The organism is Halopseudomonas sp. MFKK-1 (genome assembly GCF_027474385.1).
In the GTDB taxonomy this organism is placed as follows: Bacteria; Pseudomonadota; Gammaproteobacteria; order Pseudomonadales; family Pseudomonadaceae; genus Halopseudomonas; species Halopseudomonas aestusnigri.
The window spans coordinates 3,372,405-3,396,799 of sequence record NZ_CP114836.1; the positions used below are offsets into that span (position 1 = coordinate 3,372,405).

The 24,395-nt window shown below is 60.0% G+C and carries 16 protein-coding genes; 7 read left to right on the plus strand and 9 right to left on the minus strand.

Annotated elements, in window-relative coordinates; genetic code table 11:
• Positions 1-35: 35 nt before the first annotated feature.
• The 3 genes from hrpA to O5O48_RS15630 form a co-directional block, all read right to left on the minus strand.
• Positions 36-3,935, minus strand: coding sequence for an ATP-dependent RNA helicase HrpA (hrpA, locus tag O5O48_RS15620; RefSeq protein WP_269687549.1), 3,900 nt, complete (start codon positions 3,933-3,935; stop codon positions 36-38).
• Between the two features lie 83 nt (positions 3,936-4,018).
• Positions 4,019-5,707 carry a long-chain-fatty-acid--CoA ligase FadD1 gene (gene fadD1, locus O5O48_RS15625; protein WP_269687550.1) on the minus strand — a complete coding sequence of 563 codons (1,689 nt, stop codon included), beginning with the start codon at positions 5,705-5,707 and terminating at the stop codon, positions 4,019-4,021.
• Positions 5,708-5,966: 259 nt separating this feature from the next.
• Positions 5,967-7,652 (minus strand): long-chain-fatty-acid--CoA ligase, encoded by a 1,686-nt coding sequence (locus O5O48_RS15630; RefSeq protein ID WP_269687551.1) that lies wholly within the window; start codon positions 7,650-7,652, stop codon positions 5,967-5,969.
• 245 nt (positions 7,653-7,897) lie between these two features.
• Here O5O48_RS15630 and O5O48_RS15635 point away from each other — a divergent pair, with 245 nt between their 5' ends.
• Positions 7,898-8,854 carry an alpha/beta fold hydrolase gene (locus O5O48_RS15635; protein WP_269687552.1) on the plus strand — a complete coding sequence of 319 codons (957 nt, stop codon included), beginning with the start codon at positions 7,898-7,900 and terminating at the stop codon, positions 8,852-8,854.
• Positions 8,841-9,311, plus strand: coding sequence for a MaoC/PaaZ C-terminal domain-containing protein (locus O5O48_RS15640; protein ID WP_088275118.1), 471 nt, complete (start codon positions 8,841-8,843; stop codon positions 9,309-9,311). The genes O5O48_RS15635 and O5O48_RS15640 overlap by 14 nt, the downstream gene beginning before the upstream one ends.
• Positions 9,312-9,503: 192 nt before the next feature.
• On the opposite strand, the gene O5O48_RS15645 is transcribed toward O5O48_RS15640, so the two are convergent.
• Both O5O48_RS15645 and O5O48_RS15650 read right to left on the minus strand, forming a co-directional pair.
• On the minus strand, positions 9,504-10,682 hold the full coding sequence (locus O5O48_RS15645; RefSeq protein WP_088275120.1) for a vWA domain-containing protein: 1,179 nt from the start codon (positions 10,680-10,682) through the stop codon (positions 9,504-9,506).
• A 14-nt stretch (positions 10,683-10,696) separates the two neighbouring features.
• The gene (locus O5O48_RS15650; protein WP_104739552.1) at positions 10,697-11,542 is read right to left on the minus strand and encodes an AAA family ATPase; all 846 of its coding nucleotides are present in this window, start codon (positions 11,540-11,542) and stop codon (positions 10,697-10,699) included.
• 272 nt (positions 11,543-11,814) lie between these two features.
• On the opposite strand from O5O48_RS15650, the gene cysK reads away from it, so the two are divergent.
• The 4 genes from cysK to O5O48_RS15670 all read left to right on the plus strand — a co-directional run bounded on the left by cysK (position 11,815) and on the right by O5O48_RS15670 (position 15,925).
• On the plus strand, positions 11,815-12,789 hold the full coding sequence (cysK, locus tag O5O48_RS15655; protein WP_228246506.1) for a cysteine synthase A: 975 nt from the start codon (positions 11,815-11,817) through the stop codon (positions 12,787-12,789).
• A 113-nt stretch (positions 12,790-12,902) separates the two neighbouring features.
• A complete protein-coding gene (gene aceK / locus O5O48_RS15660; RefSeq protein WP_269687553.1) occupies positions 12,903-14,618 on the plus strand; it encodes a bifunctional isocitrate dehydrogenase kinase/phosphatase in 1,716 nt (571 codons plus the stop codon).
• 283 nt (positions 14,619-14,901) lie between these two features.
• Positions 14,902-15,108: a cold-shock protein gene (locus O5O48_RS15665; protein WP_083727464.1), complete on the plus strand. Its 207-nt coding sequence runs from the start codon at positions 14,902-14,904 to the stop codon at positions 15,106-15,108.
• Between the two features lie 235 nt (positions 15,109-15,343).
• The gene (locus tag O5O48_RS15670) at positions 15,344-15,925 is read left to right on the plus strand and encodes a TetR/AcrR family transcriptional regulator (RefSeq protein WP_269687554.1); all 582 of its coding nucleotides are present in this window, start codon (positions 15,344-15,346) and stop codon (positions 15,923-15,925) included.
• 4 nt (positions 15,926-15,929) lie between these two features.
• On the opposite strand, the gene O5O48_RS15675 is transcribed toward O5O48_RS15670, so the two are convergent.
• Positions 15,930-16,316, minus strand: a complete 387-nt coding sequence (locus tag O5O48_RS15675; RefSeq protein WP_088275130.1) for an MFS transporter — start codon at positions 16,314-16,316, stop codon at positions 15,930-15,932.
• Between the two features lie 54 nt (positions 16,317-16,370).
• Here O5O48_RS15675 and O5O48_RS15680 point away from each other — a divergent pair, with 54 nt between their 5' ends.
• Positions 16,371-18,392, plus strand: a complete 2,022-nt coding sequence (locus O5O48_RS15680) for a S9 family peptidase (RefSeq protein WP_228246508.1) — start codon at positions 16,371-16,373, stop codon at positions 18,390-18,392.
• A 68-nt stretch (positions 18,393-18,460) separates the two neighbouring features.
• Here O5O48_RS15680 and putP read toward each other — a convergent pair whose 3' ends face one another.
• From putP to O5O48_RS15695, 3 genes are all read right to left on the minus strand, one after another.
• A complete protein-coding gene (putP, locus tag O5O48_RS15685) occupies positions 18,461-19,936 on the minus strand; it encodes a sodium/proline symporter PutP (protein ID WP_228246509.1) in 1,476 nt (491 codons plus the stop codon).
• A 171-nt stretch (positions 19,937-20,107) separates the two neighbouring features.
• Entirely contained in the window at positions 20,108-23,263 is a 3,156-nt protein-coding gene (putA, locus tag O5O48_RS15690; protein WP_269687555.1) for a bifunctional proline dehydrogenase/L-glutamate gamma-semialdehyde dehydrogenase PutA, read from the minus strand.
• A gap of 346 nt (positions 23,264-23,609) precedes the next feature.
• Complete coding sequence (locus O5O48_RS15695; protein ID WP_434006945.1) at positions 23,610-24,377, minus strand: helix-turn-helix domain-containing protein; 768 nt, start codon at positions 24,375-24,377, stop codon at positions 23,610-23,612.
• Between the last annotated feature and the right edge of the window lie 18 nt (positions 24,378-24,395).

A 24,395-nucleotide genomic window follows, 5' to 3' on the forward strand; every position in this document is an offset into this window, starting at 1 on the left:
TCACCCCGTCACGCCGTGCATTGTCAGCCGTGCTGTCAGGCGGTTATTTCCCGCCACAGTTTTGCCAGCCGCTTGCCCGAGACCGGCATCCGCGTGCCAAGCTGCTGGGCAAACAGCGACACCCGATACTCCTCCAGCATCCAGCGCCATTCTTCCAGTCTCGGGTCCCAGCGACCTTCGCGCTGGAAGCGCTCACTCAAGGCCTTGTATTGCTGCCAGTAACCTTGCAGCTCATCGGTCCAGGCGCGATCACGCGGCACCTGACCCGGCAGTTTGTCGAGGCGCTGCTCGATCGCACTCAGATACCGCGGGTACTGGCTCAGCCATTCGCCCGGCACCTGCCGCGCAAAGCCCGGGAAGACCAGTTCAGACAGTTGCTCGCGAACATCGTTCATGGCCAGCGCGTGGGCCAGTTCGACCTTACCCTTGAAGCGCTTGCGCAGCCCGTGCCACTGCTTGAGGATCGCCAGCACCTGACTCGCCAGCTGCTCGCACGCCGGCACCCAGTCGCCGCGGCCGGCCTCGATCAGCGCAGCCAACGTCTCGGCATCGCGGGGCAATGGTGCCCCGGCAGGCAAAAACACCCGATCAATCGCGCCCAGCAGCACATCATCGGTCAACTGCTTCTGGGTGCCCAGGTCACGGTAGTAGATGGCTGCGTCCTTGAGGGTGGTCAGCTTCTGGCGCAGGTAACGCGCCTGCTCGTTCAACTGAGGACTTTGCAGCAGCAGGCGCTGAATGCCAAATCGATGCTCACGCAACGCGACCTGCGGCACATCAAACAGTTGTTCGACCACGTCCTCGCCCTGCTCCACCCAGGCGGGATGGAAGTTGACGGCAATACCCGCCTGCTTGCGCACCAGGGTTTCCGGCAACGCATAGCTGCCGGGCACCTGGGCGGGCGCCTTGGGCTTGTCTTCAGCAACTGGCATCGCGGCCTGCAGCGGCAGACCGTCAATCTGGGCGCACAACGCGCTGTAATCGCGGCCGGCACAGATCGGCTTACCGACCGCATCGACCACCTCGATACGCATGCGCAGATGGTCTTCCAGCTCCACATCAGCCCAGGCATCGTCATCCAGCCGCACACCGGTCATGCGCGTCAGCTCGCGGCCGAGCGCCTGGGTCAGGCTGCCGTCGGCAAACGGCATGCGCTCCAGCGCGGCGCGGACAAAGTCCGGCACCGGGACAAAGTTCTTACGAATGGCCTTTGGCAAACCACGCACCAGCGCCACGCACTTGTCGAACAACAGCCCGGGCACCAGCCAGTCGAGCCGCTGCGGGTCGATACGCCGCAGCAGCGAAGCAGGAATACGCACGGTCACGCCATCTGCCGGATGGCCCGGCTCGAAGTGATAGCTGAGCGGCAGTGCCACACTCTCCCAGCGCAGCAGATCCGGGTACAGATCGGCGCTGACATCATTGGCCTCGCGCTGCAGCAGGTCATCGCGGGTCATGTGCAGCAGCTTGGGATCGGTCTCGCTGCTGCGCTTGAGCCAGCGCTCGAAACTCGCCAGCTGGTAGATGTTCTCGGGGATGCGCTGATCAAAGAAGCGGTAAAGCGTTTCCTCGTCCACCACGATATCGCGCTTGCGTGCCTTGGCTTCCAGTTCATCCAGCTGGCTGAGCAACTGCTGGTTGGCCTTGTTGAAGGCCGCCCTGCCGTGCCACTCGCCTGCCACCAGCGCCTGGCGAATAAACAGTTCGCGCGAGACAACCGGATCAATCGGGCCGAAGTGCACCTTGCGCTTTGGCACGATGATCAGGCCGTACAGCGAGACCTGCTCAAAGGCCACGACCTGACCGCGCTTTTTCTCCCAGTGCGGTTCACTGTGGCTGGTCTTGACCAGGTGCGCCGCCAGCGGCTCGACCCACACCGGATCAATCTTTGCCGCCAGCCGACCATACAGACGGCGGGTTTCGGTCAGCTCGGCGACCATCACCCAGGCCGGCTTTTTCTTCGCCAGACCCGAGGACGGATGCAGCAGGAAGCGGCGTTGCCGTGCGCCGAGATAATCGCCCTCCTCGGTCTTGTTGCCGAGGTGGCTGAGCAGACCCGCGAGCAGCGCCTTGTGTATCGGCTCGCCGGACGCAGGCTGTTTGTTTTCTTCCAGTCCCATGTCGCGGCAGGTGAGACGAATCTGCCGATGGGTTTCGCGCCACTCACGCAGACGCAGATAATTCAGGAAATTGCGACGGCACCAGCTGCGCAGCTGGCTTTGGGTCAGTGCCTGACGCTGGCTCTCAAAACCGTTCCACAGATTCAGGAAGGCGGCAAAGTCCGAGCCCTCCTCGTTCCACTGGGCATGGGCCTGATCGGCTGCCTGCTGCTTTTCCAGCGGACGTTCGCGCGGATCCTGCACAGCCAGCGCGCTGGCAATCACCGCCAGCTCGGCCAGGCAGCCCTGACGAGCCCCTTCCAGCAACATCCGACCAATGCGCGGATCAACCGGCAGGCGCGCCAGCTGGCGACCGATATCAGTCATTGCGCCGCTGCGATCAACCGCGCCCAGTTCCTGCAGCAAGGTGAAACCGTCGCTGATGGCCCGGCCATCCGGCGGCTCGATAAACGGGAAATCCTCGATGCGGCCAAGGCGCAGATGCAGCATCTGCAGAATGACCGAGGCCAGGTTGGTGCGGCGAATCTCAGGGTCGGTGAACTCCGGGCGAGCGAGGAAGTCTTCCTCGCTGAACAGCCGCACACAGATACCGGGGGCAACCCGGCCGCACCGGCCCTTGCGCTGGTTGGCACTGGCCTGCGAGACAGCTTCCACCGGCAGCCGCTGCACCTTGGAGCGCGGACTGTAGCGGCTGATGCGCGCCTCGCCCGGGTCAATCACATAAACGATGCCCGGCACCGTCAGCGAGGTTTCCGCCACGTTGGTTGCCAGCACCACACGCCGCCCGGCATGGGAGGAAAAAATCTTCTGCTGTTCGGCAGCCGACAGCCGCGCATACAACGGCAGAATCTCGGTGTGCTTCAGGTTGGCCTTGCGCAGGTACTCGGCGGTATCGCGAATCTCCCGCTCGCCCGGCAGAAACACCAGCACGTCACCCGGCGACTTGCCCTGACTGCGCTCAAACTGCTGAATCTCGGTCAGCGCGGCAACGATGCCCTGGTCGATGCTGAGGTCTTCCTCGACCGTGTTGCCCTCTTCGTCCCGTTCGGCGCTGAGCGCCCGATACCAGACATCCACCGGGTAGGTACGACCGGACACTTCAATCACCGGCGCATTGTCGAAATGGGCCGAGAACCGCTCAAGATCAATGGTTGCCGAGGTGATGATCACCTTCAGATCAGGCCGCTTGGCCAGGATGGTCTTGAGGTAACCCAGCAGGAAATCGATATTGAGGCTGCGCTCGTGCGCCTCGTCGATGATCAAGGTGTCATAGCGGGTGAGGTAACGGTCATTCTGGGTTTCGGCCAGCAGAATGCCGTCGGTCATCAGCTTGATCAGCGAGCGCTCTGAGGTCTGATCGGTAAAGCGCACCTGATAGCCGACCAGCTCACCCAGCGGCGTGCCCAGCTCTTCCGCAATCCGCGATGCCACGCTGCGCGCAGCCAGTCGCCGCGGCTGGGTATGGCCGATCACACCGTGGGTGCCGCGCCCCAGTTCCAGACAGATCTTCGGCAACTGGGTGGTCTTGCCTGAGCCGGTCTCGCCGGCGATCACCACCACCTGATTGTCGGCAATAGCGGCCTTGATCTGCTCACGCTTGTCGGCAATAGGCAGCGCGTCCGGGTAAATGATCTTCGGGATCAGCCGGGCGCGCTCGGCCACCTTCTCGCTTGAAGCGTTAAAGCGCTCCAGCCAGGCTGCAGCGGCCTTGCCCTGATCGTCCTTGGGCAGGCGCTGAAACTGCTGCTGCAGGCGATGACGATCGCTGGCCATGACCTGGGAAAAATCGGGTGCATTGGAGTGCTTGGCTGACATGATTGATCCTTGGCATTAAAAAACCCCGCCCGGCAGTGCCGGGCGGGGCTCTATTGTCGCAAAATCGAAGCGACCGGTGCAGCTTACTGGCTGGCGAGTTTCTTCAGCTCTTCGTCACGCAGTTCGCGGCGCAGGATCTTGCCGACGTTGGTGGTCGGCAGAGCGTCGCGGAACTCGACGTGCTTGGGCACCTTGTAGGCAGTCAGGCTGCTGCGCATATGGGCGATCACGTCTTTCTCGGTCAGGGTCGAGTCGGCAGATTTGACCAGGAAAACCTTGATCGCTTCGCCCGATTTCTCGTCCGGCACGCCAATGGCAGCACACTGCACCACGCCCGGCAGGGTCGCCATGACATCTTCCAGCTCGTTCGGGTACACGTTGAAACCGGATACCAGAATCATGTCCTTCTTGCGGTCAACAATGCGCAAGTAGCCGTCTTCCTGAATGATCGCAATGTCACCGGTTTTCAGCCAGCCTTCGGCGTCCAGGATCTCATCGGTTGCTTCCTGACGCTGCCAGTAGCCCTTCATTACCTGCGGGCCCTTGACGCACAGCTCGCCACGCTCACCCAGCGGCAGCTCGTTGCCGTCTTCATCGATGACCTTGCACAGGGTGGACGGTACTGGAATACCGATGGTGCCCAGCTGGATGTTGCTGATCGGGTTAACCGTAGCAACCGGGCTGGTTTCGGTCATGCCAAAGCCTTCACAGATATCGCACCCGGTAACCTGCTTCCAACGCTCGGCGGTAGCCAGTTGCAGCGCCATACCACCGGACAGGGTGACCTTGAACTTGCTGAAATCCAGCGCACGGAAAGCGGCATCGTTACACAGAGCAACGAACAAGGTGTTGAGGCCAACAAAGCCGGTGAACTGGAACTTGGACAGCTCCTTCACAAAGGACGGGATATCACGCGGGTTGGTGATCAGCACGTTATGGTTACCGCTGACCATCATTGCCATGCAGTGGAAGGTGAAGGCATAGATGTGATAAAGCGGCAACGGGCAGATCACGACTTCTTCGCCATCGATCATGTTCGAGCCCATCAGTGCCTTGGCCTGCAGCATGTTGGCGACCAGGTTGCGGTGCGTCAGCATCGCGCCCTTGGCAACGCCAGTGGTGCCGCCGGTGTACTGCAGCACGGCGATATCACCCGATGCCGGATTGGCTTCAGCCAGACTCAGGCTGCGTCCCTTGGCCATGGCATCGTTGAAGCGGACCATGCCCGGAATGTTGTAGGACGGTACCATCTTCTTGAGGTACTTGACCGCCGCATTGATCAGCAGGCGCTTGAGCGGAGGCAGCATATCGCCGAGCTCGGTGACGATGACATGCTTGACGCCGGTCTTGGGCACTACTTCTTCTGCCATATGCGCCATGTTCGCCAGGCAGATCAGCGCCTTGGCACCGGAGTCGTTGAACTGGTGTTCCATTTCCCGCGGGGTGTAAAGCGGGTTGGTATTGACTACCACATAGCCGGCACGCATCGCGCCGAACACGGCAATCGGATACTGCAAAACGTTCGGCATCTGGATAGCGATACGATCGCCCGGCTGCAGGCCGCTGTGCTTCTGAAGGTAGGCAGCAAAGTGACCCGAGAGAGTGTAAAGGTCACCGTAGGTGAGTGTCTTTCCGAGGTTGGTAAAGGCAGGCTTGTTGGCGAAGCGCTGGCAGGAGTCTTTGAGAACGGCGAGAACGTTGGGGTACTGGTCGGGATCGATTTCAGGGGAAACACCCGCTGGATATTTGTCTTTCCAGAAATTTTCAAGCATGTAGGCCGGCTCCTGAACAGGTATTGCTGCTGTCTTATCGTATGTTCGGTTGTCTTTTGGTGCTTTCAGCACTCTTGTCACGACACTCAGTCTGCCCCCAGGCAAGCGTCTATTTGACGCACCCGAGGGGCCAAAGAGCCCGAAGACTAGCAGCTTTTCCAGAGGCAGACCAGCACCCCGGACAGGCATCCAGGGTGCATGAAGCTTGGCTTTGAGCGCCTGCGAGAGTGACCGGCGGGTCACCCTCGCAGGCAGAGGATTACTGGTCGCGCAGCTCGCGACGCAGAATCTTGCCAACCGCCGACATGGGCAGCGACTCACGAATCTCGTAATGCTTGGGCACCTTGTACCCGGTGAAATTCGCGCGGCAGTATGCCTTGAGCTCGTCAACGGTCAGGCTCTTGTCGCTGGGCACAACAAACAGCTTGACCGCTTCGCCGGATTTCTCGTCTTCCACGCCGATGGCCGCCGCATTGGCGACCTTGGGATGGGCAGCCACCACGTCTTCAATCTCGTTGGGATAGACGTTGAAACCGGACACAATGATCAGGTCCTTGATGCGGTCAACAATCGACACAAAGCCGTCTTCGTCGATGATCGCCACGTCACCGGTACGGAACCAGCCGTCGGCATCCAGTACCTCTGCAGTCGCTTCCGGGCGATTCCAGTAGCCCTTCATTACCTGCGGGCCTTTGACGCACAGCTCGCCACGCTCGCCGATAGGCAGCTCGTTGCCGTTTTCATCAATGACCTTGAGGGCTGTCCCCGGTGCCGGCAGGCCAACCGAGCCCAGACGCGCCAAACCATCGCCCGGGCTGGAGGTCACAACGGGTGAGCACTCGGTCAGGCCATAGCCTTCACCAATGACGCAGCCGGTCTTTTTCTGCCAGCGCTCGGCAGTGGCCTTGACCAGTGCAGTGCCGCCGGAACCGGTACTTTTAAGGCGAGAGAAATCCAGCTTTTCAAACTCGGGATGATCCATCAACGCGACAAACAGCGTATTGAGGCCGACAATCGACGAGAACTGCCACTTTTTCAGCTCGGCGACAAAGCCGGGAATATCGCGCGGATTGGTGATCAGCACGTTATGGTGCCCGGCGATCATCATGCACATGCAGTTCACGGTGAAAGCAAAGATGTGATACAGCGGCAGCGGTGCAATGATCACCTCGCCAGGCTCACCGTTGATCTTCTGGCCGTTGCTGTCGAGCTGCTGCATGTTGGCGTACACCTGCAGCATGTTGGCCACCAGGTTGCCGTGGGTCAGCATGGCCCCCTTGGCAACACCGGTAGTGCCGCCGGTGTATTGCAGCACTGCCACGTCGTCCAGCGTGCGGGTAACACCGCTCGGGCGCCGGCCGTTGCTGCGCTTGAGTGCTGCCTTGAACGGTACCGCCTGCGGCAACGAGTAATCCGGGACCAGCTTTTTAACGTGCTTGACCGCAGCGTTGACCAGCATGCCCTTGAGACCGGGCAGCATGTCACCCATGCGCGCCTCAAACAGGTACTTGATCTCGGTATCAGGCAGCACTTCCTGCACCAGATGCCCAAACATGTTCATGTAGATCAGCGCCTTGGCACCAGAGTCCTGGAACTGGTGACGCATCTCCCGGGCGGTATAGAGCGGATTGGTGTTGACCACCACCAGTCCGGCACGAATCGCACCGAAAACAGCAATCGGGAACTGCAGCACGTTAGGCATTTGCACGGCAATACGGTCGCCGGGCTCAAGGTCGGTGTGCTGCTGGAGATAACTGGCGAAGGCGGCTGACAGACGATCCAGGTCAGCGTAGGTCAGGGTGACCCCCATGTTGCTGAAGGCTGCCAACTTGGCGTGCTTCACACAAGCCTGGTCAAAGACGTCGATAATCGAGCTGTACTGTGTCAGATCGATGTCGTTGGGAATCCCCGCCGGCCGTTTGTCAGCCCAGAAGGACGCATCCATTGTTATTCTCCTATTCCCCGGTGGTGCAGTTTCTTATATTGGCGACGCCAGTCGTTGGCATCGATTGAGCATTGAAGCTCTTGGCACTACTGATAAAGTGGCTCAAAGCTAACAGGGCTTTGCGCAAATACAAAATGCTGGAGTGTTTCATTTGATTTGTGAATACCGCTCCTCCCGCGGGCACTAGCATGCCTGCAGCGACTGCCCGTAAACAACAAGAACAACAAGCACAGGACGACTGACCGATGCCCTACTCCACCCTAGCGTTAACTGCACCTGACGGCGCCCGCCTGAACATTCACCACTGGCCCAGCGCATTGCCAGTGCGCGCCAGCGTCGTCATCTGTCACGGCATGGCCGAACACGGCGCACGCTATCAGGCACTGGCGGAACAACTGAACGCCACCGGCCTTAAGGTATGGGCGCTGGATCTGCGTGGTCACGGTCTGAGTACGCCCGAACTGGCTCGTGGGCAACTTACCCCCGGTGCCGGCTGGGAGGCATTGACCAACGACCTGCTGCAAGTGATCAGGCATGCCAGAGACGCTGCGCCGGAGCACCCGCTGATCCTGCTCGGGCACAGCATGGGCAGCTACGTCGTCCAAAGCCTGCTGCTCACCCATTCCGACTGCGTCGATCTGGCAGTGCTCAGCGGCAGCAACGCCAACCCCCGGATTCTCTGCCGTATCGGCCAGGTAATGGCAGCACTGGAAAGCCGCTTGCGTGGTGCCGATGCGCCCGCACACACCATGAGCACACTCTCGTTCGGTCGCTTCAACCGCGCCTTCGGTGCACCCCGCACTGCGTTTGACTGGCTCAGCCGGGACCCTGTTCAGGTCGACCGCTATGTAGCTGACCCGCTTTGCGGGTTCGTGCTCAGTGGTCACTACTGGCAGCGCCTGTTCGACGCGCTTGGACGTATTGCGACAGCCGATCAACTGGCGTCGATACGGCGCGACCTGCCCATTCTGATACTGGGCGGCGAGCGCGACCCCGTCAGCGCCGGAAACGGCCTGGCAAAGCTGCAGCAACGGTTGCACGCCGCCGGACTTTCACAGGTAGAATTGCGGCTTTATCCGGGTGCCCGGCACGAAGCCTTCAATGAGATCAATCGGGATGAGGTCATCTCCGATTTGCTCGGCTGGCTGGACCGGCACCTGCCCACCCCCGTGCAACGGAGCCGCAGCCATGCAGAAGCTTGAAAACCGCATTTACGACGAACTCAACATTGGCGACAAGGCCAGCCTTGCCCACCAGGTACAGGAGAGCGACCTGCTGCTGTTCGCTGCGGTGTCCGGCGACGTCAACCCGGTCCACCTGGACGAAGAATTTGCCGCAGCCACCCCGTTCAAGGGTCGCATTGCCCACGGCATGTTCTCCGGCGCACTGATCTCCGCCGCCATTGCCTGCGAACTGCCGGGGCCGGGCAGCATCTACATCGGCCAGGAACTGAGCTTTCTGCGCCCGGTACGCCTGGGCGACAACATCACCATTGAGCTGGAAGTGCTGGAAAAACTGCCAAAGAACCGGGTAAAAATCGCCACCCGCGTGATCAATCAGGACGGCAAGCAGGTTGTGGATGGTGTCGCCACCGTAATGGCGCCCACCGAGAAGGTCAGCATCGACCGTCCGCAGGCGCCGGCGGTGCAGTTGGGCTGAGAGGCAGCTTTCGCTGCCGCAGCTGGAAGCTACAAGCGGCAAGCCTCAAGCTAAAAACAAACCCGGCCTTGTGCCGGGTTTTGTTTTGGAGCTGGAAGCGAATGTGCCGAATCAGCCGCCTCAAGCAGCCCCTGCAGGGACTGCTTGTGGCTTATAGCTTGCAGCTTCTGGCTGCGGCGGCGAAGCCGCCGCCTACTTGCTGAGGTACTTCATCCCATCTTCCAGACCCTGCAGGGTCAAGGGGTACATCTTGTCCTCGACCAGCTCGCGAATCAGCTTGGTTGATGAGGTGTATTCCCAGGCATCCTTCGGGTACGGGTTAATCCAGATGAGCTTCTTGTACTTTTCCATGAAGCGCTGAATCCAGACGTAGCCCGCCTCTTCGTTCCAGTGCTCTACGCTGCCGCCCGGCTGAGTGATTTCGTAGGGCGCCATGGCCGCGTCTCCGACAAACACCACCTTGTAGTCCGGACCGTACTTGTGCAGCAGGTCCAGCGTCGAGGTGCGCTCGCTGGTGCGACGCATGTTGTTCTTCCACACCGACTCATAGACGCAGTTATGGAAGTAGTAATACTCCAGGTGCTTGAACTCGGTACGGCAGGCGGAGAACAACTCTTCGCACACCTTGATGTGCGCATCCATCGAGCCGCCGATATCGAACAACAGCAGCAGCTTGACCGCGTTACGCCGCTCCGGACGCATCTGGATATTCAGCAGACCCGCATCCTTGGCGGTGTGGTCGATGGTGCCGTCAATGTCCAGTTCGTCTGCAGCGCCCTGACGCGCGAATTTGCGCAGGCGACGCAGCGCCACCTTGATATTGCGTGTCCCCAGCTCGACCTGATCATCCAGGTTCTTGTATTCGCGCTGATCCCAGACCTTGACCGCCTTGCCCTGGCGCTTTCCGGCGTCGCCGACGCGAATACCCTCAGGGTTGAAGCCACCGGAACCAAAGGGACTGGTGCCGCCGGTCCCGACCCACTTGTTGCCGCCCTCGTGGCGCTCTTTCTGCTCTTCGAGGCGCTTTTTGAACTCCTCGATCAGCTTGTCAAGACCGCCGAGCGTCTGGATCTTGGCTTTTTCCTCCTCGGTCAGCATGCGCTCGAATTCCTTGCGCAGCCAGTCGTCGGGGATCATCGCCTCAATCAGTTGATCGAGGTTTTCCAGCCCCTTGAAATAGGCGCCAAAGGCACGATCGAACTTGTCGAAGTGCCGCTCGTCCTTGACCATGACCGTACGCGCCAGATAGTAGAACTCGTCCATATCGGCGAACACGACGTGGTGCTTCAACGCGTTGATCAGGTCGAGCAGCTCACGTACCGAGACCGGTACCTTGGCTGCCCGCATCTCATTGAACAGGCCCAGTAACATCGGGCACCTCCCTCTTAACGGTTCTGACGACGCGTCATGAAGGCGAGGCGTTCCAGCAGCTGGACATCCTGTTCGTTCTTGACCAGCGCACCGTACAGCGGCGGAATCGCCTTGGTCGGATCGCGGTCACGCAGAACGGCCTCGGGAATCTGATCAGCCATCAGCAGCTTCAGCCAGTCAACCAGCTCGGAGGTAGACGGCTTCTTCTTAATACCGGGTACCTTGCGCACATCGAAGAAGATATCCATGGCTTCGGACAGCAGTGTCTGCTCGATCTTCGGGAAATGCACTTCCACAATCTTCTTCATGGTCTCGCGATCCGGGAAGGCAATGTAGTGGAAGAAGCAACGACGCAGGAAGGCGTCCGGCAGCTCTTTCTCGTTATTGGAGGTAATGATGATGATCGGGCGCTGCTTGGCCTTGATGGTCTGATTGGTCTCGTAAACGTAGAACTCCATCTTGTCGAGTTCCTGCAGCAGGTCGTTCGGGAACTCGATGTCGGCCTTGTCGATTTCATCGATCAGCAGAATGGCACGCTCTTCGGACTCGAACGCTTCCCAGAGCTTGCCTTTCTTGATGTAGTTGGCAACGTCATGCACCTTGTCGACGCCCAACTGGGAATCACGCAGACGACTTACCGCGTCATACTCGTACAGCCCCTGATGCGCCTTGGTGGTGGATTTGATGTGCCAGGTAATCAGCTTGGCGCCCATGGACTCGGCCAGTTGCTCGGCCAGCATGGTTTTACCCGTGCCCGGCTCGCCCTTGATCAGCAGCGGGCGTTCCAGGGTAATGGCAGCGTTAACCGCCAGTTTGAGGTCGTCGGTTGCGACGTAGGACTGAGTACCTTCGAACTTCATCTGAGTGTTCCTTGGGCCGGAGCCCGGTGTAATAGAGACCAGGCATTGCACGAAAAATGGATCAAGCACTATAGCTTGCGACGATTTTCACTGTAAACGCGACATGGCACAACCAAAGGCTGGCTGATACCCCTTCATTATTGGCGACGAGATTTGCGCCACCACCGCCCCCGAAAGCACCGCGCATCGCATTGACGGGTGCCGGCGCCCGGCATAGGCTGATTGGCCTGATCCCCCCCTGCCCTGCAGCATTTACAACAAGGAGTCGTGCCATGAGCCGCATCTTCGCAGACAACTCCCAGGCCATCGGCAACACGCCGCTGGTTCGTATCAATCGCCTCGGCCCGAAGGGCGTGACCATTCTGGCCAAGATCGAAGGCCGCAACCCTGCCTATTCGGTCAAGTGCCGTATCGGCGCAAGCATGATCTGGGATGCCGAATCCAGCGGCCGCCTGAAGCCGGGCATGACCATTGTCGAGCCAACCTCTGGCAACACCGGCATCGGCCTGGCATTCGTTGCAGCCGCCCGCGGCTACAAGCTGGTGCTGACCATGCCTGCCTCAATGAGTCTGGAGCGCCGCAAGGTACTCAAGGCGCTGGGTGCCGAGTTGGTACTGACCGATCCGGCCAAGGGCATGAAGGGTGCTATCGAAAAGGCACAGGAGCTGGCCACCCAGCACCCGGAGCAATACATTCTGCTGCAGCAGTTCGAGAACCCGGCCAACCCGGCCATTCACGAAAAGACCACCGGTCCGGAAATCTGGAACGACACCGACGGCAGCATTGACGTGCTGGTCGCCGGCGTCGGCACCGGCGGTACCATTACCGGCATTTCTCGCTACATCAAGCTGACCTGCGGCAAGAAGATAACGTCTATCGCGGTTGAACCGGCGACCTCCCCGGTAATCACCCAGACGCTGCAGGGTGATGAGGTCAAACCCAGCCCGCACAAGATCCAGGGCATTGGTGCCGGCTTCGTGCCTGCCAACCTTGATCTGGGCATGGTTGATCGCGTTGAACAGGTCAGTGATGACGAAGCCAAGGACATGGCGCTGCGCCTGATGCGCGAGGAAGGCATTCTGGTCGGCATTTCCTGCGGTGCGGCCATGGCGGCAGCAGTGCGGGTCGCAGAGGAGCCAGCGATGCAAGGCAAAACCATCGTCGTCGTCCTGCCGGATTCCGGCGAGCGCTACCTGTCCACCATGCTGTTCAGCGACCTGTTCACCGATCAGGAAACCGTGCAGTAACAGCCGCGCCCGCCGCACCCTGACACGGTGCGGCGGATCGCAGCACACCCTTCCCAGTCTGCCCCTGACTGGCTATGCTGCGGGCATTCGCTCCCCTACCCGCAGGCGCTCTCATGTCCCAGGCTTCCGATCAGATAGCTCAGCAGATTCTTTCCGGCTTTGACCGCTACCGTCGCATCTTTCGCGACCTGACCGCCGGCGCCCGAGCGCGCTTCGAGCAAGCCCGCTGGAACGACATTCAGGAAGCCTCTACCCTGCGGATCAACGCCTACGAAGAACAGGTACAGGACACCGCTGAACGTCTTGCCGCATCCGAACTTGGCGAGCAGGTGCGCAATGTCGCGGCCTGGCCCGATGTTCGCCTCTCCTACATTACCCTGATTGATCAGCGCTTTGACGACGAACTCGCAGAGACCTGGTTCAACTCGGTATTCTGCAGCCTGCATCAGCACGACCAGATCAGCGACGAAACCATGTTCGTCCATAGCACCCGGCCGGTTAGCCGCCCGCCCTCACGCATCACCCTGACCCGTGGCTTCATCTCCGAGGGGTCGCTGCAGGGGCTGGCCCACCAGATTCTCAGTGAATACAGCTTCGATGTGCCCTGGGAAGACATGACCCGGGATGTCGAGATGATTGTCAGTGAGCTGCAGCAGGGGCTGCCTGACTGGGCGCAGATGGATCGCGGACTGACCGCCGAGATGGTGCAGAGTGTGTTCTACCGCAACAAGGGAGCCTACCTGGTCGGACGCCTGATCAGCCAACAGGAGCAATGGCCCTTTGTGCTGCCGCTGGTCAACCGCGAGCACCAGGGCATCAGCGTCGATACCGTGATCACCGATGAGTCGGACGTTTCGATCATCTTCTCCTTCACCCGCTCCTATTTCATGGTCGAATGTGCGGTACCCAGTGAGCTGATCGCCTTCGTGAAACGCCTGCTGCCCGGCAAGCATCTGGCCGAGCTTTATACCGCCATCGGTTTCTACAAGCAGGGCAAGTCCGAGTTTTACCGTTCGCTGATCGCCCACCTGGCCAATTCGGATGACCGGTTTATCATGGCGCCCGGGGTACGCGGCATGGTAATGAGCGTATTTACCCTGCCGGGCTTCAATACGGTCTTCAAGATTATCAAGGACCGATTTGCCCCCTCGAAGAACATCGAACGGGCTACCGTCATCGAGAAATACCGACTGGTTAAACGTCACGATCGCGTCGGTCGCATGGCAGACACCCAGGAATTTGCCGATTTTCGCTTTCCGCGTGATCGCTTCGACCCCGAATGCCTGCAAGAGCTGCTGGAGGTCGCCGCGTCAACCGTCATTGAGGAAGGCGATACCATTCTGATCCGGCACTGCTGGACCGAGCGCCGCATGACGCCACTGAACATCTATCTGGAAAATGCCAGCGAACAGCAGACTCACGACGCTTTGCTCGATTATGGCAAGGCGATCAAGGAACTGGCCGCTGCCAATATTTTCCCCGGCGACATGCTGTTGAAGAATTTTGGTGTTACCCGCCATGGCCGCGTAGTGTTTTATGACTACGACGAAATCAGTTATCTGACCGAGGTTAACTTTCGAGTCATTCCGGAAGCGCTTTACCCGGAACAGGAAATGGCGTCGGAACCCTGGTATTCGGTATCACCAAATGACGTGTTCCCCGAAGAGTTTCCGGTTTTCCTGTTTGCCGATCTGCACCAGCGCAGACTGTTCTCCAGATTGCACGGTGACCTGTTCGACGCCGGGTACTGGCAAGGCCTGCAGGAGCAGATTCGCGCGGGCCAGGTACTGGATGTCTACCCCTACCGACGCGCCACGCAAGGCGCGTAAAACGGGCATTTCCGGCTTACTGAAAAAAAATCTTGAAAGACGTGCCATTTCCTGAATCTGTCGTATACTCAATTTCGTTTATTCGCGCCGTGACGGGGTCTTGTTGAGGTCTTGACTTGTCCCCCTGAAAGGCGCAGAGTGAGCGCGTAGGTTTTCAAGAGATAGAGTTGTAGGCTGCAAGCGCACTTTTCAGTACGTAAGTTTGTCATTCTCGTGATCTTTGATTCCCACGCTTTAATTGAGTGCAAGCTCAAGTATTTCAATTTGATAGGAATTATCTGAAATGGCAACTGGTACAGTTAAGTGGTTCAACGACACTAAAGGTTTTGGTTTCATCACTCCGGATGGCGGTGGAGACGACCTGTTCGCCCACTTCTCCGAGATCAAGGTTCAGGGCTTCAAGTCCCTGGCTGAGAACCAGAAGGTGTCCTTTGACGTGACCACTGGTCCGAAAGGCAAGCAGGCTGCAAACATTCAGATCATCGGTTAATCCGAGAACTGAATAAAAAAACCCGGCTCAGGCCGGGTTTTTTGTTGCCTGCAGAATGCTAAAAACTACTCGCCTCCGCCGTCCCGACCGCGTACCCTATGCGGCATAAAAGCCATCCGACACCCCTGCTGCCGCCCGGGGTATCCCGCGGATGCAACACGTCTAACAGCCTCGTTTTACCCTCGCCCGACCAGAATCGGCCGCGAGCAGGAACGTCAGTCACAGGGGGTTACCAGTGGAAACCACGCCCAGCAGTCAGAACCCGGATGCACTCAAGGTCATCATTTTTCGTGCCGCAGAAGCGATCGTCAGTGAATTGGGCGCGTCGCAACTGACCTTCGCCAGCCTGAGCGAACGCAGCAAAATTGATGAAGCCACGCTGCAACAAATGTTCCCCGACCGCGAAGCGCTGCTGAGCGCCATGATCGAATACCGTCTTGAGCGTTTTCGCGTGCGCTGGGGCGCCTATGAAAGCGTATTGCCCGACGAGCCCATGCGCGAACTCAAGGCATTGCTGCTCAGCAACATGAGCGAATCCAGCGAGGAAAAGAACCTGGACTCGGCCATTTTCGCTGCCGCCGCCAGCAATCCGGCCTTGCTGCAGACCAGCTCGGATAACGTCCAGGGGCTGTTCGATATTCTGGAGAAGTCTCCCCTGGGGCTAGCCCAGGCGGCCATCCTGTTTTTCTCGGTACGGGGTTATCGTCTGTTCGAGCAACTGAACATGTGCCCTATGACCGACGCTCAGCGTACCGAATTCCAGGAGCAGATCATGCGTCTGGCACGCATGATGTATGAGGCTCGCAACGGAGAATAAGGGATCAGGCGTCGGCGGCGGCCGGCTCGTCTTCCTGTGGATGACGCCGGCGCCACCAACGCTGGACTGCAAGGCGGACCGCCGCAACCGGCACATAGCAGGCAAACGCCAGCGTCATCACCAGGCTGAGCTCGCCAAGCACGCGCGACTGGTTCTCACCGGTAGACAGAAACGTATCGAGCAGATAGATCAGGGTGGCCGGAGCCATCCAGGTCCCGTCAGCCTCGACGGAAACCGGTGTAAACAGCAAGACCGCCATGGCCAGACAAAGCGGCTCACGAATAAGCCACCAGCGGGTCAGAGCAGTCAGCTTCCACCAGACAAGCCAGCACCCTGCCGCCGTCGCCAGATAGATCCACCAGACCGTCTGATATTCTGCTTCGTTGAACATTGCCTGCCATCCGTCCGATCAAATCAACCGCGCCATGATAACGGTTTTTAGCCCATGAGTCCTGAACTGCACCAACCCATCGCCCGCCGCGAGTCCGGTGAAGATCCCTACCGCTGGCTCGAGCAGCGCGACACACCAGAGGTCATCCAATATCTGCAGGCGGAGAATGAGCACACCGACGCCTGGATGGCGCCCCATGCCGAGCTTCGCGAACAGCTGTTTCAGGAGATTCGTGGGCGCATCCGGGAGACCGATCTGGGCCTGCCCAGCCCCAAGGGCGCCTGGCTGTATTATCAGCGCACCGAAGCCGGCGCCGAGTATCCGCGCTACTACCGCTGCCGCCGGCCGGCCGACCAGAGCCTGCACATCGACACCAGCACCGAACAGTTGCTGCTGGACCTGAATCAGCTCGCCGAAAATGAAGATTTTCTCGAGCTTGGCGACTTCAGCGTCAGTCCGGACCAGCACTGGCTGGCCTACAGTCTGGACACCCAGGGTAACGAGGTATATCAGCTTTACGTTCGCTCATTGCTGAATGATGAAATCTACTCCCTGCCACTGGAGAATGCCGGTGGCAACCTGTGCTGGGCCAACGATAACCGCACGCTGTTCGCCATCAGTCTGGATGACAGCGCACGCCCGGCTCACCTCTGGCGTCTGCGTCGAGACGAAGAGCCGGTCAGGGTCTTTGACGAGCCGGACGCGCTGTTCTATCTCTCGGTCTATCGCAGCAGTTCCGAACACTTTATCTGCGTCTCCAGCAGCAGCAAGAACACCGGTGAGGTGCACTTTCTGCCGGCGGACCGACCGGAAGCGGCTCTGGAGTGTCTGGCCGCTCGACAGACAGGCCACGAATACGACGCAGACCATGGTGAGCAGGGTTTCATTATTCGCAGCAACAGTGCGGGAGAGAACTTTGGTCTCTACTGCTGTGATCCGGCCACACCGGGTCAGTCGAACTGGCGGCTACTGTGCCCTGCAGATCCGGCGCATACCCTGGAGGATGTCGAGGTACAGCGCGACGCGCTGATTCTCCAGTATCGATGCGATGGCCTTTGCCGGCTGGATGTCCTGCCGGTTGGCGCAGACGCGTATCAGGTACAGATGCCAGATGCTGCCTACAGCCTCCATGTGCAGTCCGGCGAGGAGTACCAGAGCCCGCAGGTTCGACTGCGCTATGAGTCGCTGAATCGACCGGCCGAGATTCGCGCTCTGAATCTCAAGAGCGGCGAGCAAACGGTGCTGAAGCAAACACCGGTTGAGGGCCCCTTCGATGCAGAGGCCTACCGGGTCGAACGACTCTGGGCTATTGCTGACGACGGTGCCCGCATTCCCGTCAGCCTGATCGAGCGCAGCGATGCAAGCGGCAGCGGTCCGCTTTATCTATATGGCTACGGTGCTTACGGCGCATCTATGGACCCGTGGTTCTCCCACGCCCGGTTGTCACTGCTGGATCGCGGCTGGCGCTTTGCGATAGCGCACGTTCGCGGCGGCGCAGAAATGGGCGAGTACTGGTATCAGCAGGGTAAGCTGGAGCACAAGGGCAATACGTTCAGTGATTTTATCCGCTGCGCAGAGCAACTGATCGAGCAAGGCAAAACGGATCCCGGCCACCTGGTCATTGCTGGAGGCAGTGCCGGTGGCCTGCTGATCGGCAATGTCATCAACCAGCGCCCGGAGCTGTTTCGTGCAGCCGTAGCAGACGTGCCGTTCGTGGATGTCTGGAACACCATGAACAACCCGGAGTTGCCGCTGACTATCGGTGAATACGAAGAGTGGGGCGATCCCAACGAGCCGGAGGTTGCCGCACGCATCAAGGGTTATGCACCCTACGAGAATGTTGGCGCCAAGGCCTACCCTGCCCTGTTTGTGACCGCGGGTTACCATGACGTGCGCGTGCAGTACTGGGAAGCGGCCAAGTGGGTTGCGCGGTTGCGTTCCACACGCAGCAATCAGGCACCGCTGCTGCTGCGCACGCAGATGAGCGCGGGGCACGGCGGCGCCAGCGGCCGCTACCAGGCCATGCGCGACATTGCCGAGGAATACACCTTCCTGCTGACCGTGTGCAGCGGTTAGGCACTGCAGCGCAAGCATAAAAAAACCGCCGGCCCTTGTGGGTGCGGCGGTTTTTTACGTTCAGACGATCAGAACCGTGAAGCCATGTCGTCGAATTGATCGGCTACCTTGCCTTCCGGAGCCGGGGTGATCAGGGTCACCACCACAATGGCGATGGTGGCAAGGATGAAACCGGGGATGATTTCGTAAAGACCGATGGTATCGATCTGCTTCCACACCACCACGGTAACGCCACCAACAATGATACCGGCCAGCGCACCAAAGCGATTCATCCGGCGCCAGAACAGCGACAGAATGATCGCCGGCCCGAAGGCGGCGCCAAACCCGGCCCACGCGTAGGACACCAGACCCAGTACGGTACTTTCAGGGTTGAAAGCGAAGACCAGAGCCAGCGCTGCGATACCCACAACCGCCGCGCGACCAACCCAGACCAGCTCCTGCTGTGACGCATCACGACGGAACAGTGCCTTGTAGAAATCTTCGGCCAGAGCAGAGGACGATACCAGCAGCTGGGAGTCGGCAGTGGACATGATGGCAGCCAGCACCGCAGCCAACAGGATACCCGCAACCAGCGGATGCATCAGCGCCTGAACCAGGGCGAGGAACACGGTCTCGGCGTCCGCCAGCCCTTCTTCACCGAAGTAACCGATGCCGATCCAGCCGATCACCAGCGCTGCCAGCAGGCACACGCCGGACCACAGGACCGCGATGCGGCGGGCGGTCGGCAGTGCGGCATCACTCTCGATCGCCTTGAAGCGCGCGAGAATGTGCGGCTGACCGAAATAGCCAAGACCCCAGCCCAGCAGGGAAATAATGGCGATAAAGCCCAGCGGCTCGCCTTCTACGTTGGTCCAGAGGTTCAGCAGTTCAGGGTTGCGTGCTTCCATGGCTCCGTGCACTGCATCCCATCCACCCACGACGTTGAGTGCCATAACCGGCACGACAATCAGCGCTGCGGCCATCAGCAGACCCTGAATAACGTCGGTCCAGGATACCGCGAGAAACCCGCCGAAGAAGGTGTAGGAGATAATCGCCAGCGTGCCGATGACAACTGCGAGCTCGTAACCAAAGCCGAAGGTGCTCTCGAACAGCTTGCCGGCTGCGACCAGACCGGAACTGGTGTAGAACAGGAAGAACAACAGGATGAACACGGCCGAGATAACCCGCAGCATCCGGCTGTTGTCTTCGAAACGGTTCTCGAAGTAAGCCGGCAGCGTCAGTGAGTCACTGGCCAGGTGCGAGTAAACCCGCAGACGGCGCGCCACGATCAACCAGTTTGCCCAAGTCCCCAGCAACAGACCGATGGCAATCCAGGATGCCTCGTAACCGGCTGACAGCGCATAACCGGGCAAGCCCAGCAGCAGCCAGCCACTCATATCCGATGCGCCGGCAGACAATGCCGCCGTGCCCGGGCCCAACGAGCGGCCCCCCAAAATGTAATCCGACAGGTTGGTGGTGCGCTTGTAGGCGATATAGCCCAGTGCGAGCATCACCCCGATGTACACGATAAACGTCGCCGTAACGACTGCAGTATTACCTTCCATTTTTATTCTCTCTCTTGGAGATTCGTGAATGGTTCTCGCGGGCCGGGGGTAACCCGATCCGCGAGCAGGTGGCTATTGTCACCCAACTAACCGGTTCACGCATCTATGGTTGCTGAACTGTCCGTGCTGCTGATTCATCCCTGTTGCTTCTTTTCGCCAGTCGCCGCCGCCTCAGGGCTCCCCGTCACCAAGTGAAAGCAGACTGGCATTACCACCTACCGCCGTAGTGTTGATGGTTCGCGTACGCTCCGTGACAAACCGTAGCAGATAATGCGGACCACCCGCCTTGGGACCAGTGCCGGAGAGGCCCTGACCACCGAAAGGTTGCACCCCGACAACCGCACCGATCTGGTTGCGATTGATGTAGACGTTGCCGATGCGCACCCGTGCGTCGATATGCTCTGCGGTATCCTCGTTACGCGTATGTACGCCGAGGGTCAGACCAAAACCGGTCGCGTTGATGTCATCGATGATCTTGTCGAGATCCCGTGCGCGCCAGGTTACAACGTGAAGAACCGGGCCAAAATGCTCCTCGCTCAGCTCGTTGATGCTGTCGAGACGGAAAGCGACCGGCGCCACGAAGTGACCGTTCAGCGATTCGGGTACCGGTGTCTCGGCGATCAGACGTCCGGCCTGTTTCATTTCTCGAATATGCTTGAGCAGCCCGTCACGGGCATCAGCGTCGATCACCGGGCCAACATCGGTGTCTCGACGTGCAGGATCACCCACATGCAGCTCGGCCATCGCCCCCTTAAGCAGTTCGATAACTCGCTCGGCGATGTCTTCCTGCACAAACAGCACGCGCAACGCAGAGCAGCGCTGACCGGCGCTCTGGAACGCCGAGTGCACCACATCGTTGACCACCTGCTCGGGCAAGGCAGTGGAGTCGACAATCATAGCGTTCTGACCACCGGTCTCGGCGATCATCGGCGCAATCGCGCCGTTGCGGGCGGCCAGCGCGCGGTTGATCACATGGGCTGTCTGGGTGGAGCCGGTGAAGGCCACACCGGCGATACGCGGGTCGGACGTGATGACGCTACCAACCTGTGCCCCATCACCCGGCAACAGTGCCAGCACGTCACCCGGCAGGCCGGCTTCATGCATCAGCTCAACGCAGCGTACGGCAACCAGACTGGTCTGCTCGGCCGGCTTGGCAACCACGGTGTTGCCGCAGACCAGCGCCGCGCTGACCTGACCGAGGAAGATCGCCAGCGGAAAGTTCCACGGACTGATACAGGCAAACACGCCGCGTCCTTGCAGATACAGCTCGTTGCTTTCACCGGTCGGCCCCGGCAGGGTGATGGTAGCGAAGCGCTGGCGCGCCTGCATGGCGTAGAAGCGGCAGAAATCAACTGCTTCACGCACTTCATCGATGCCGTCCTGCAACAGCTTGCCCGCCTCGCGGGTACACAGGGCCATCAGCTCGGGCATGTGTTCTTCGAGCTTGTCGGCGGTACGCTCAAGAATCGCTGCACGCTCATCAACCGGGGTCGCATTCCAGCGCACAAAGGCGCTGCTCAGGCTATCAATCGCGGAGCGGGTCTGATCGGCCGAGGCCCAGACCACCTCACCGACCTGATGGCTCAGCTCGTAGGGACACATGACCGGGCGCCCCTCCCCTTGCAGACGCTTGCCGTTAACCAGCGGAGCGCCGCTCCAGCGGGCATCCCACCACTTGTCCAACTCGTCCTTCAACGGCAGCCATTCGCTGAGGATGTTCATGTTCACACCGCGGGAGTTTCGGCGCGCGTCACCAAACAATGCAGGCGGCAGCGGAATGCGCGGATTGGCCAGCGAGGCATGACGCTTGAGCGCGTTAACCGGATGAGTCGTCAGACTGTCGACCGGTACACGCGGGTCAACCAGCTTGTGCACAAAGGACGAATTGGCGCCGTTCTCAAGCAGGCGGCGAACAAGATACGGCAGCAGGTCCTTGTGGGCTCCTACCGGCGCATAAATGCGCACCGGGCACTTGGCCTGCTCAATCACCGTGTCATACAGCGCATCACCCATGCCGTGCAGGCGCTGAAACTCGAACTCGCGGCGACCCGCCAGCTCCAGAATGCAGGTAACGGTGTGCGCATTGTGGGTAGCAAACTGCGGGTAGATATGGCCTTCGGTCAGCGGGCTGAGCAGGTAGCGGGCACATGCCAGATAGGAGACATCGGTCGCCTCCTTGCGGGTAAATACCGGGTAGCTGCTGAGGCCAGCCTGTTGCGACCACTTGATCTCGGAGTCCCAGTAGGCGCCCTTGACCAGACGCACCGGAATACGATCACCCTGGGAGCGGGCAACCAGCGTCAGCCAGCACAGCACCGGCAACGCGCGCTTGGAGTAGGCTTGTACGACGAGGCCGAAGTTGCCCCAGCCCTGCACATCCGGGTGGCGATATACGCGCTCGAACAGTTTCAGCGACAGCTCCAGGCGGTCAGCCTCTTCCGCGTCGATGGTAATACCCACGTCGCCTACGCGTGCCTGCCGCACCAGCGCCAGCACACTGTCACCCAACTCTTTGAGCACCTGCTCTTCGCGCGCGGTTTCATAGTGCGGATGCAAAGCGGAGAGTTTGATCGAAATCGTCGGTTTCGGGCTGCGGCCCTTGTATTTGTCGTCTACCAGCGCGGCGATCGCCTTGCTGTAGTCCTGGAAATACTTTTCGGCGTCGGCACGGGTCAGCGCCGCCTCGCCGAGCATATCAAAGGAGTAGGTGTAGCCCTGGTCGCGTTGCGGCTTGCCGTTCTTCAACGCTTCGGTGATGGTGCGCCCGAGCACGAACTGGCGCCCCATGATCTTCATCGCCTGCATCATGGCGGCGCGAATGACCGGCTCACCGCTGCGCTTGATCAGACGCCCCAGCACGGTACCCGGCGTGCCATCCTGACGCTGATCCATGTTGACCACCTTGCCGGTCATCACCAGGCCCCAGGCCGCGGCGTTCACCAGCGTATGCTCGCTCTGTCCGAGGTGACGGTCCCACTGCGCAGCGTTCAGCTTGTCACGGATCAGCGCATCGGCGGTATCGGCATCCGGCACGCGCAGCAGCGCCTCGGCCAGACACATGAGCATGATGCCTTCCTGGGTATCCAGGCTGTACTGCTGCAGCAGCGCGTCGATACTGTCGACCGCGTTTTCACGCTTGCGTACATCCACAATCAGCTGGCTGGCCTTGCGCGTAATCGCACTCAGATCCTGGTCCTGCGCGAGTTCGATCAACTCACGCAGATAGCTGTCCTCATCAACAGCGTAATTGGCACTGACCTTGTGCAGAAATTCCGTTGGCTGGCTGCGCAGGAAATCGCCCTGCAGCACCTCGCTGGCTTTAAACATTCTGGCATGCTCCTGGATTTGTCCGGCATCGCATCAACTGATGTGCGGACATATGAGTTCGCCTGTTACAACCCTAGACCATTCAGGCGTATCGGACGAATCATCCCGTTTGTTGTGATTTAGCCGGGCGCTTGCCGACCGGCTTACGGGCAGCGACAGTGCCCGATGCTCGACTGTAGAAGCGCAGGCGGACGGAATCTTGCGGAAAGCTCTGGGATTTTTGTCAAAATCTCGGAAGCAGCGCGTGCCATTCAGCTCGCAAATAGTGGCGATGAAGCGGCGCCAGGAAGACCAAACTGGTCAGCAATATCAAGGGAATCACGCGGCCTTGCGCCATTCAACACACTCAGGCGCGCCCGAGACGCAACCCCCGGGGCGTCTGTCCCCAGTAGCGGCGCACGGCGTGGCTGAGCGCACTCTGACTGGAAAAGCCGCAGCGGCTGGCAACCTCGGCGACCGGCATTGCCGTCTCCTGCAGCAGTCGGGACGCTTCGCGAAGACGCAGGGACAGCACGTGCTGATGCGGGGTTATGCCCGTCGACTCACGAAACAGCGCATGAAAATGACTGCTGCTCACGCAGACCTGCGCTGCCAGCGCGGCAACACTGATGGGGTGGTCGAGATTGGCCAGAATGTAGGCATCAAGTCGCTGAAGCTCTGCGGGCGTCAGTGCGGTTCGCCGCGTGGGCTGCGGCAACCCGTCTGACAGGCGCCGTTGCAGCGCCGCAAGCAGAACACCCCCAAGATGCCAGTTAAGGCCATCCTGATCCGGTGCGGGTTCAGTCAATGCATGCTGGGCAAAGTCCAGCAGGCCCTGCATGCGATGATCAAGCTGCATAAAGCGTGGCCGCTCGAACAGGCGGGCCAGGTCATCGCCCAGCCCAAGCTCTTGGCCAGCGCCGGGCAAATCCATGATCAACATATGATTCTGGCCACGGCCGGAGAACGCATGCGCCTCCCCGCCCGGCACAATGCAGGCATGCAAACGATTCACCGCGCCGCCCTGGCCTTGCACTTCAAAATCCGCGCAGCCGCTCAACCCGACAACCAGCTGGTGCTCGGGATGGGCGTGAATCGCGGTTTGTACAGGAAGATCCAGTAAGCGGGTTCGCATCAACGGCGTCATCGATCC

Coding starts and splice junctions, on each gene's coding strand:
- O5O48_RS15650 (WP_104739552.1), bottom strand. CDS start 11,542: ATGAAGTTCGAAGGTACTCAGTCCTACGTCGCAACCGACGACCTCAAA.
- hrpA (WP_269687549.1), bottom strand. CDS start 3,935: ATGTCAGCCAAGCACTCCAATGCACCCGATTTTTCCCAGGTCATGGCC.
- cysK (WP_228246506.1), top strand. CDS start 11,815: ATGAGCCGCATCTTCGCAGACAACTCCCAGGCCATCGGCAACACGCCG.
- O5O48_RS15665 (WP_083727464.1), top strand. CDS start 14,902: ATGGCAACTGGTACAGTTAAGTGGTTCAACGACACTAAAGGTTTTGGT.
- O5O48_RS15680 (WP_228246508.1), top strand. CDS start 16,371: ATGAGTCCTGAACTGCACCAACCCATCGCCCGCCGCGAGTCCGGTGAA.
- fadD1 (WP_269687550.1), bottom strand. CDS start 5,707: ATGCTTGAAAATTTCTGGAAAGACAAATATCCAGCGGGTGTTTCCCCT.
- putP (WP_228246509.1), bottom strand. CDS start 19,936: ATGGAAGGTAATACTGCAGTCGTTACGGCGACGTTTATCGTGTACATC.
- O5O48_RS15630 (WP_269687551.1), bottom strand. CDS start 7,652: ATGGATGCGTCCTTCTGGGCTGACAAACGGCCGGCGGGGATTCCCAAC.
- putA (WP_269687555.1), bottom strand. CDS start 23,263: ATGTTTAAAGCCAGCGAGGTGCTGCAGGGCGATTTCCTGCGCAGCCAG.
- O5O48_RS15635 (WP_269687552.1), top strand. CDS start 7,898: ATGCCCTACTCCACCCTAGCGTTAACTGCACCTGACGGCGCCCGCCTG.
- O5O48_RS15640 (WP_088275118.1), top strand. CDS start 8,841: ATGCAGAAGCTTGAAAACCGCATTTACGACGAACTCAACATTGGCGAC.
- O5O48_RS15645 (WP_088275120.1), bottom strand. CDS start 10,682: ATGTTACTGGGCCTGTTCAATGAGATGCGGGCAGCCAAGGTACCGGTC.
- O5O48_RS15675 (WP_088275130.1), bottom strand. CDS start 16,316: ATGTTCAACGAAGCAGAATATCAGACGGTCTGGTGGATCTATCTGGCG.
- O5O48_RS15695 (WP_434006945.1), bottom strand. CDS start 24,377: ATGCGAACCCGCTTACTGGATCTTCCTGTACAAACCGCGATTCACGCC.
- aceK (WP_269687553.1), top strand. CDS start 12,903: ATGTCCCAGGCTTCCGATCAGATAGCTCAGCAGATTCTTTCCGGCTTT.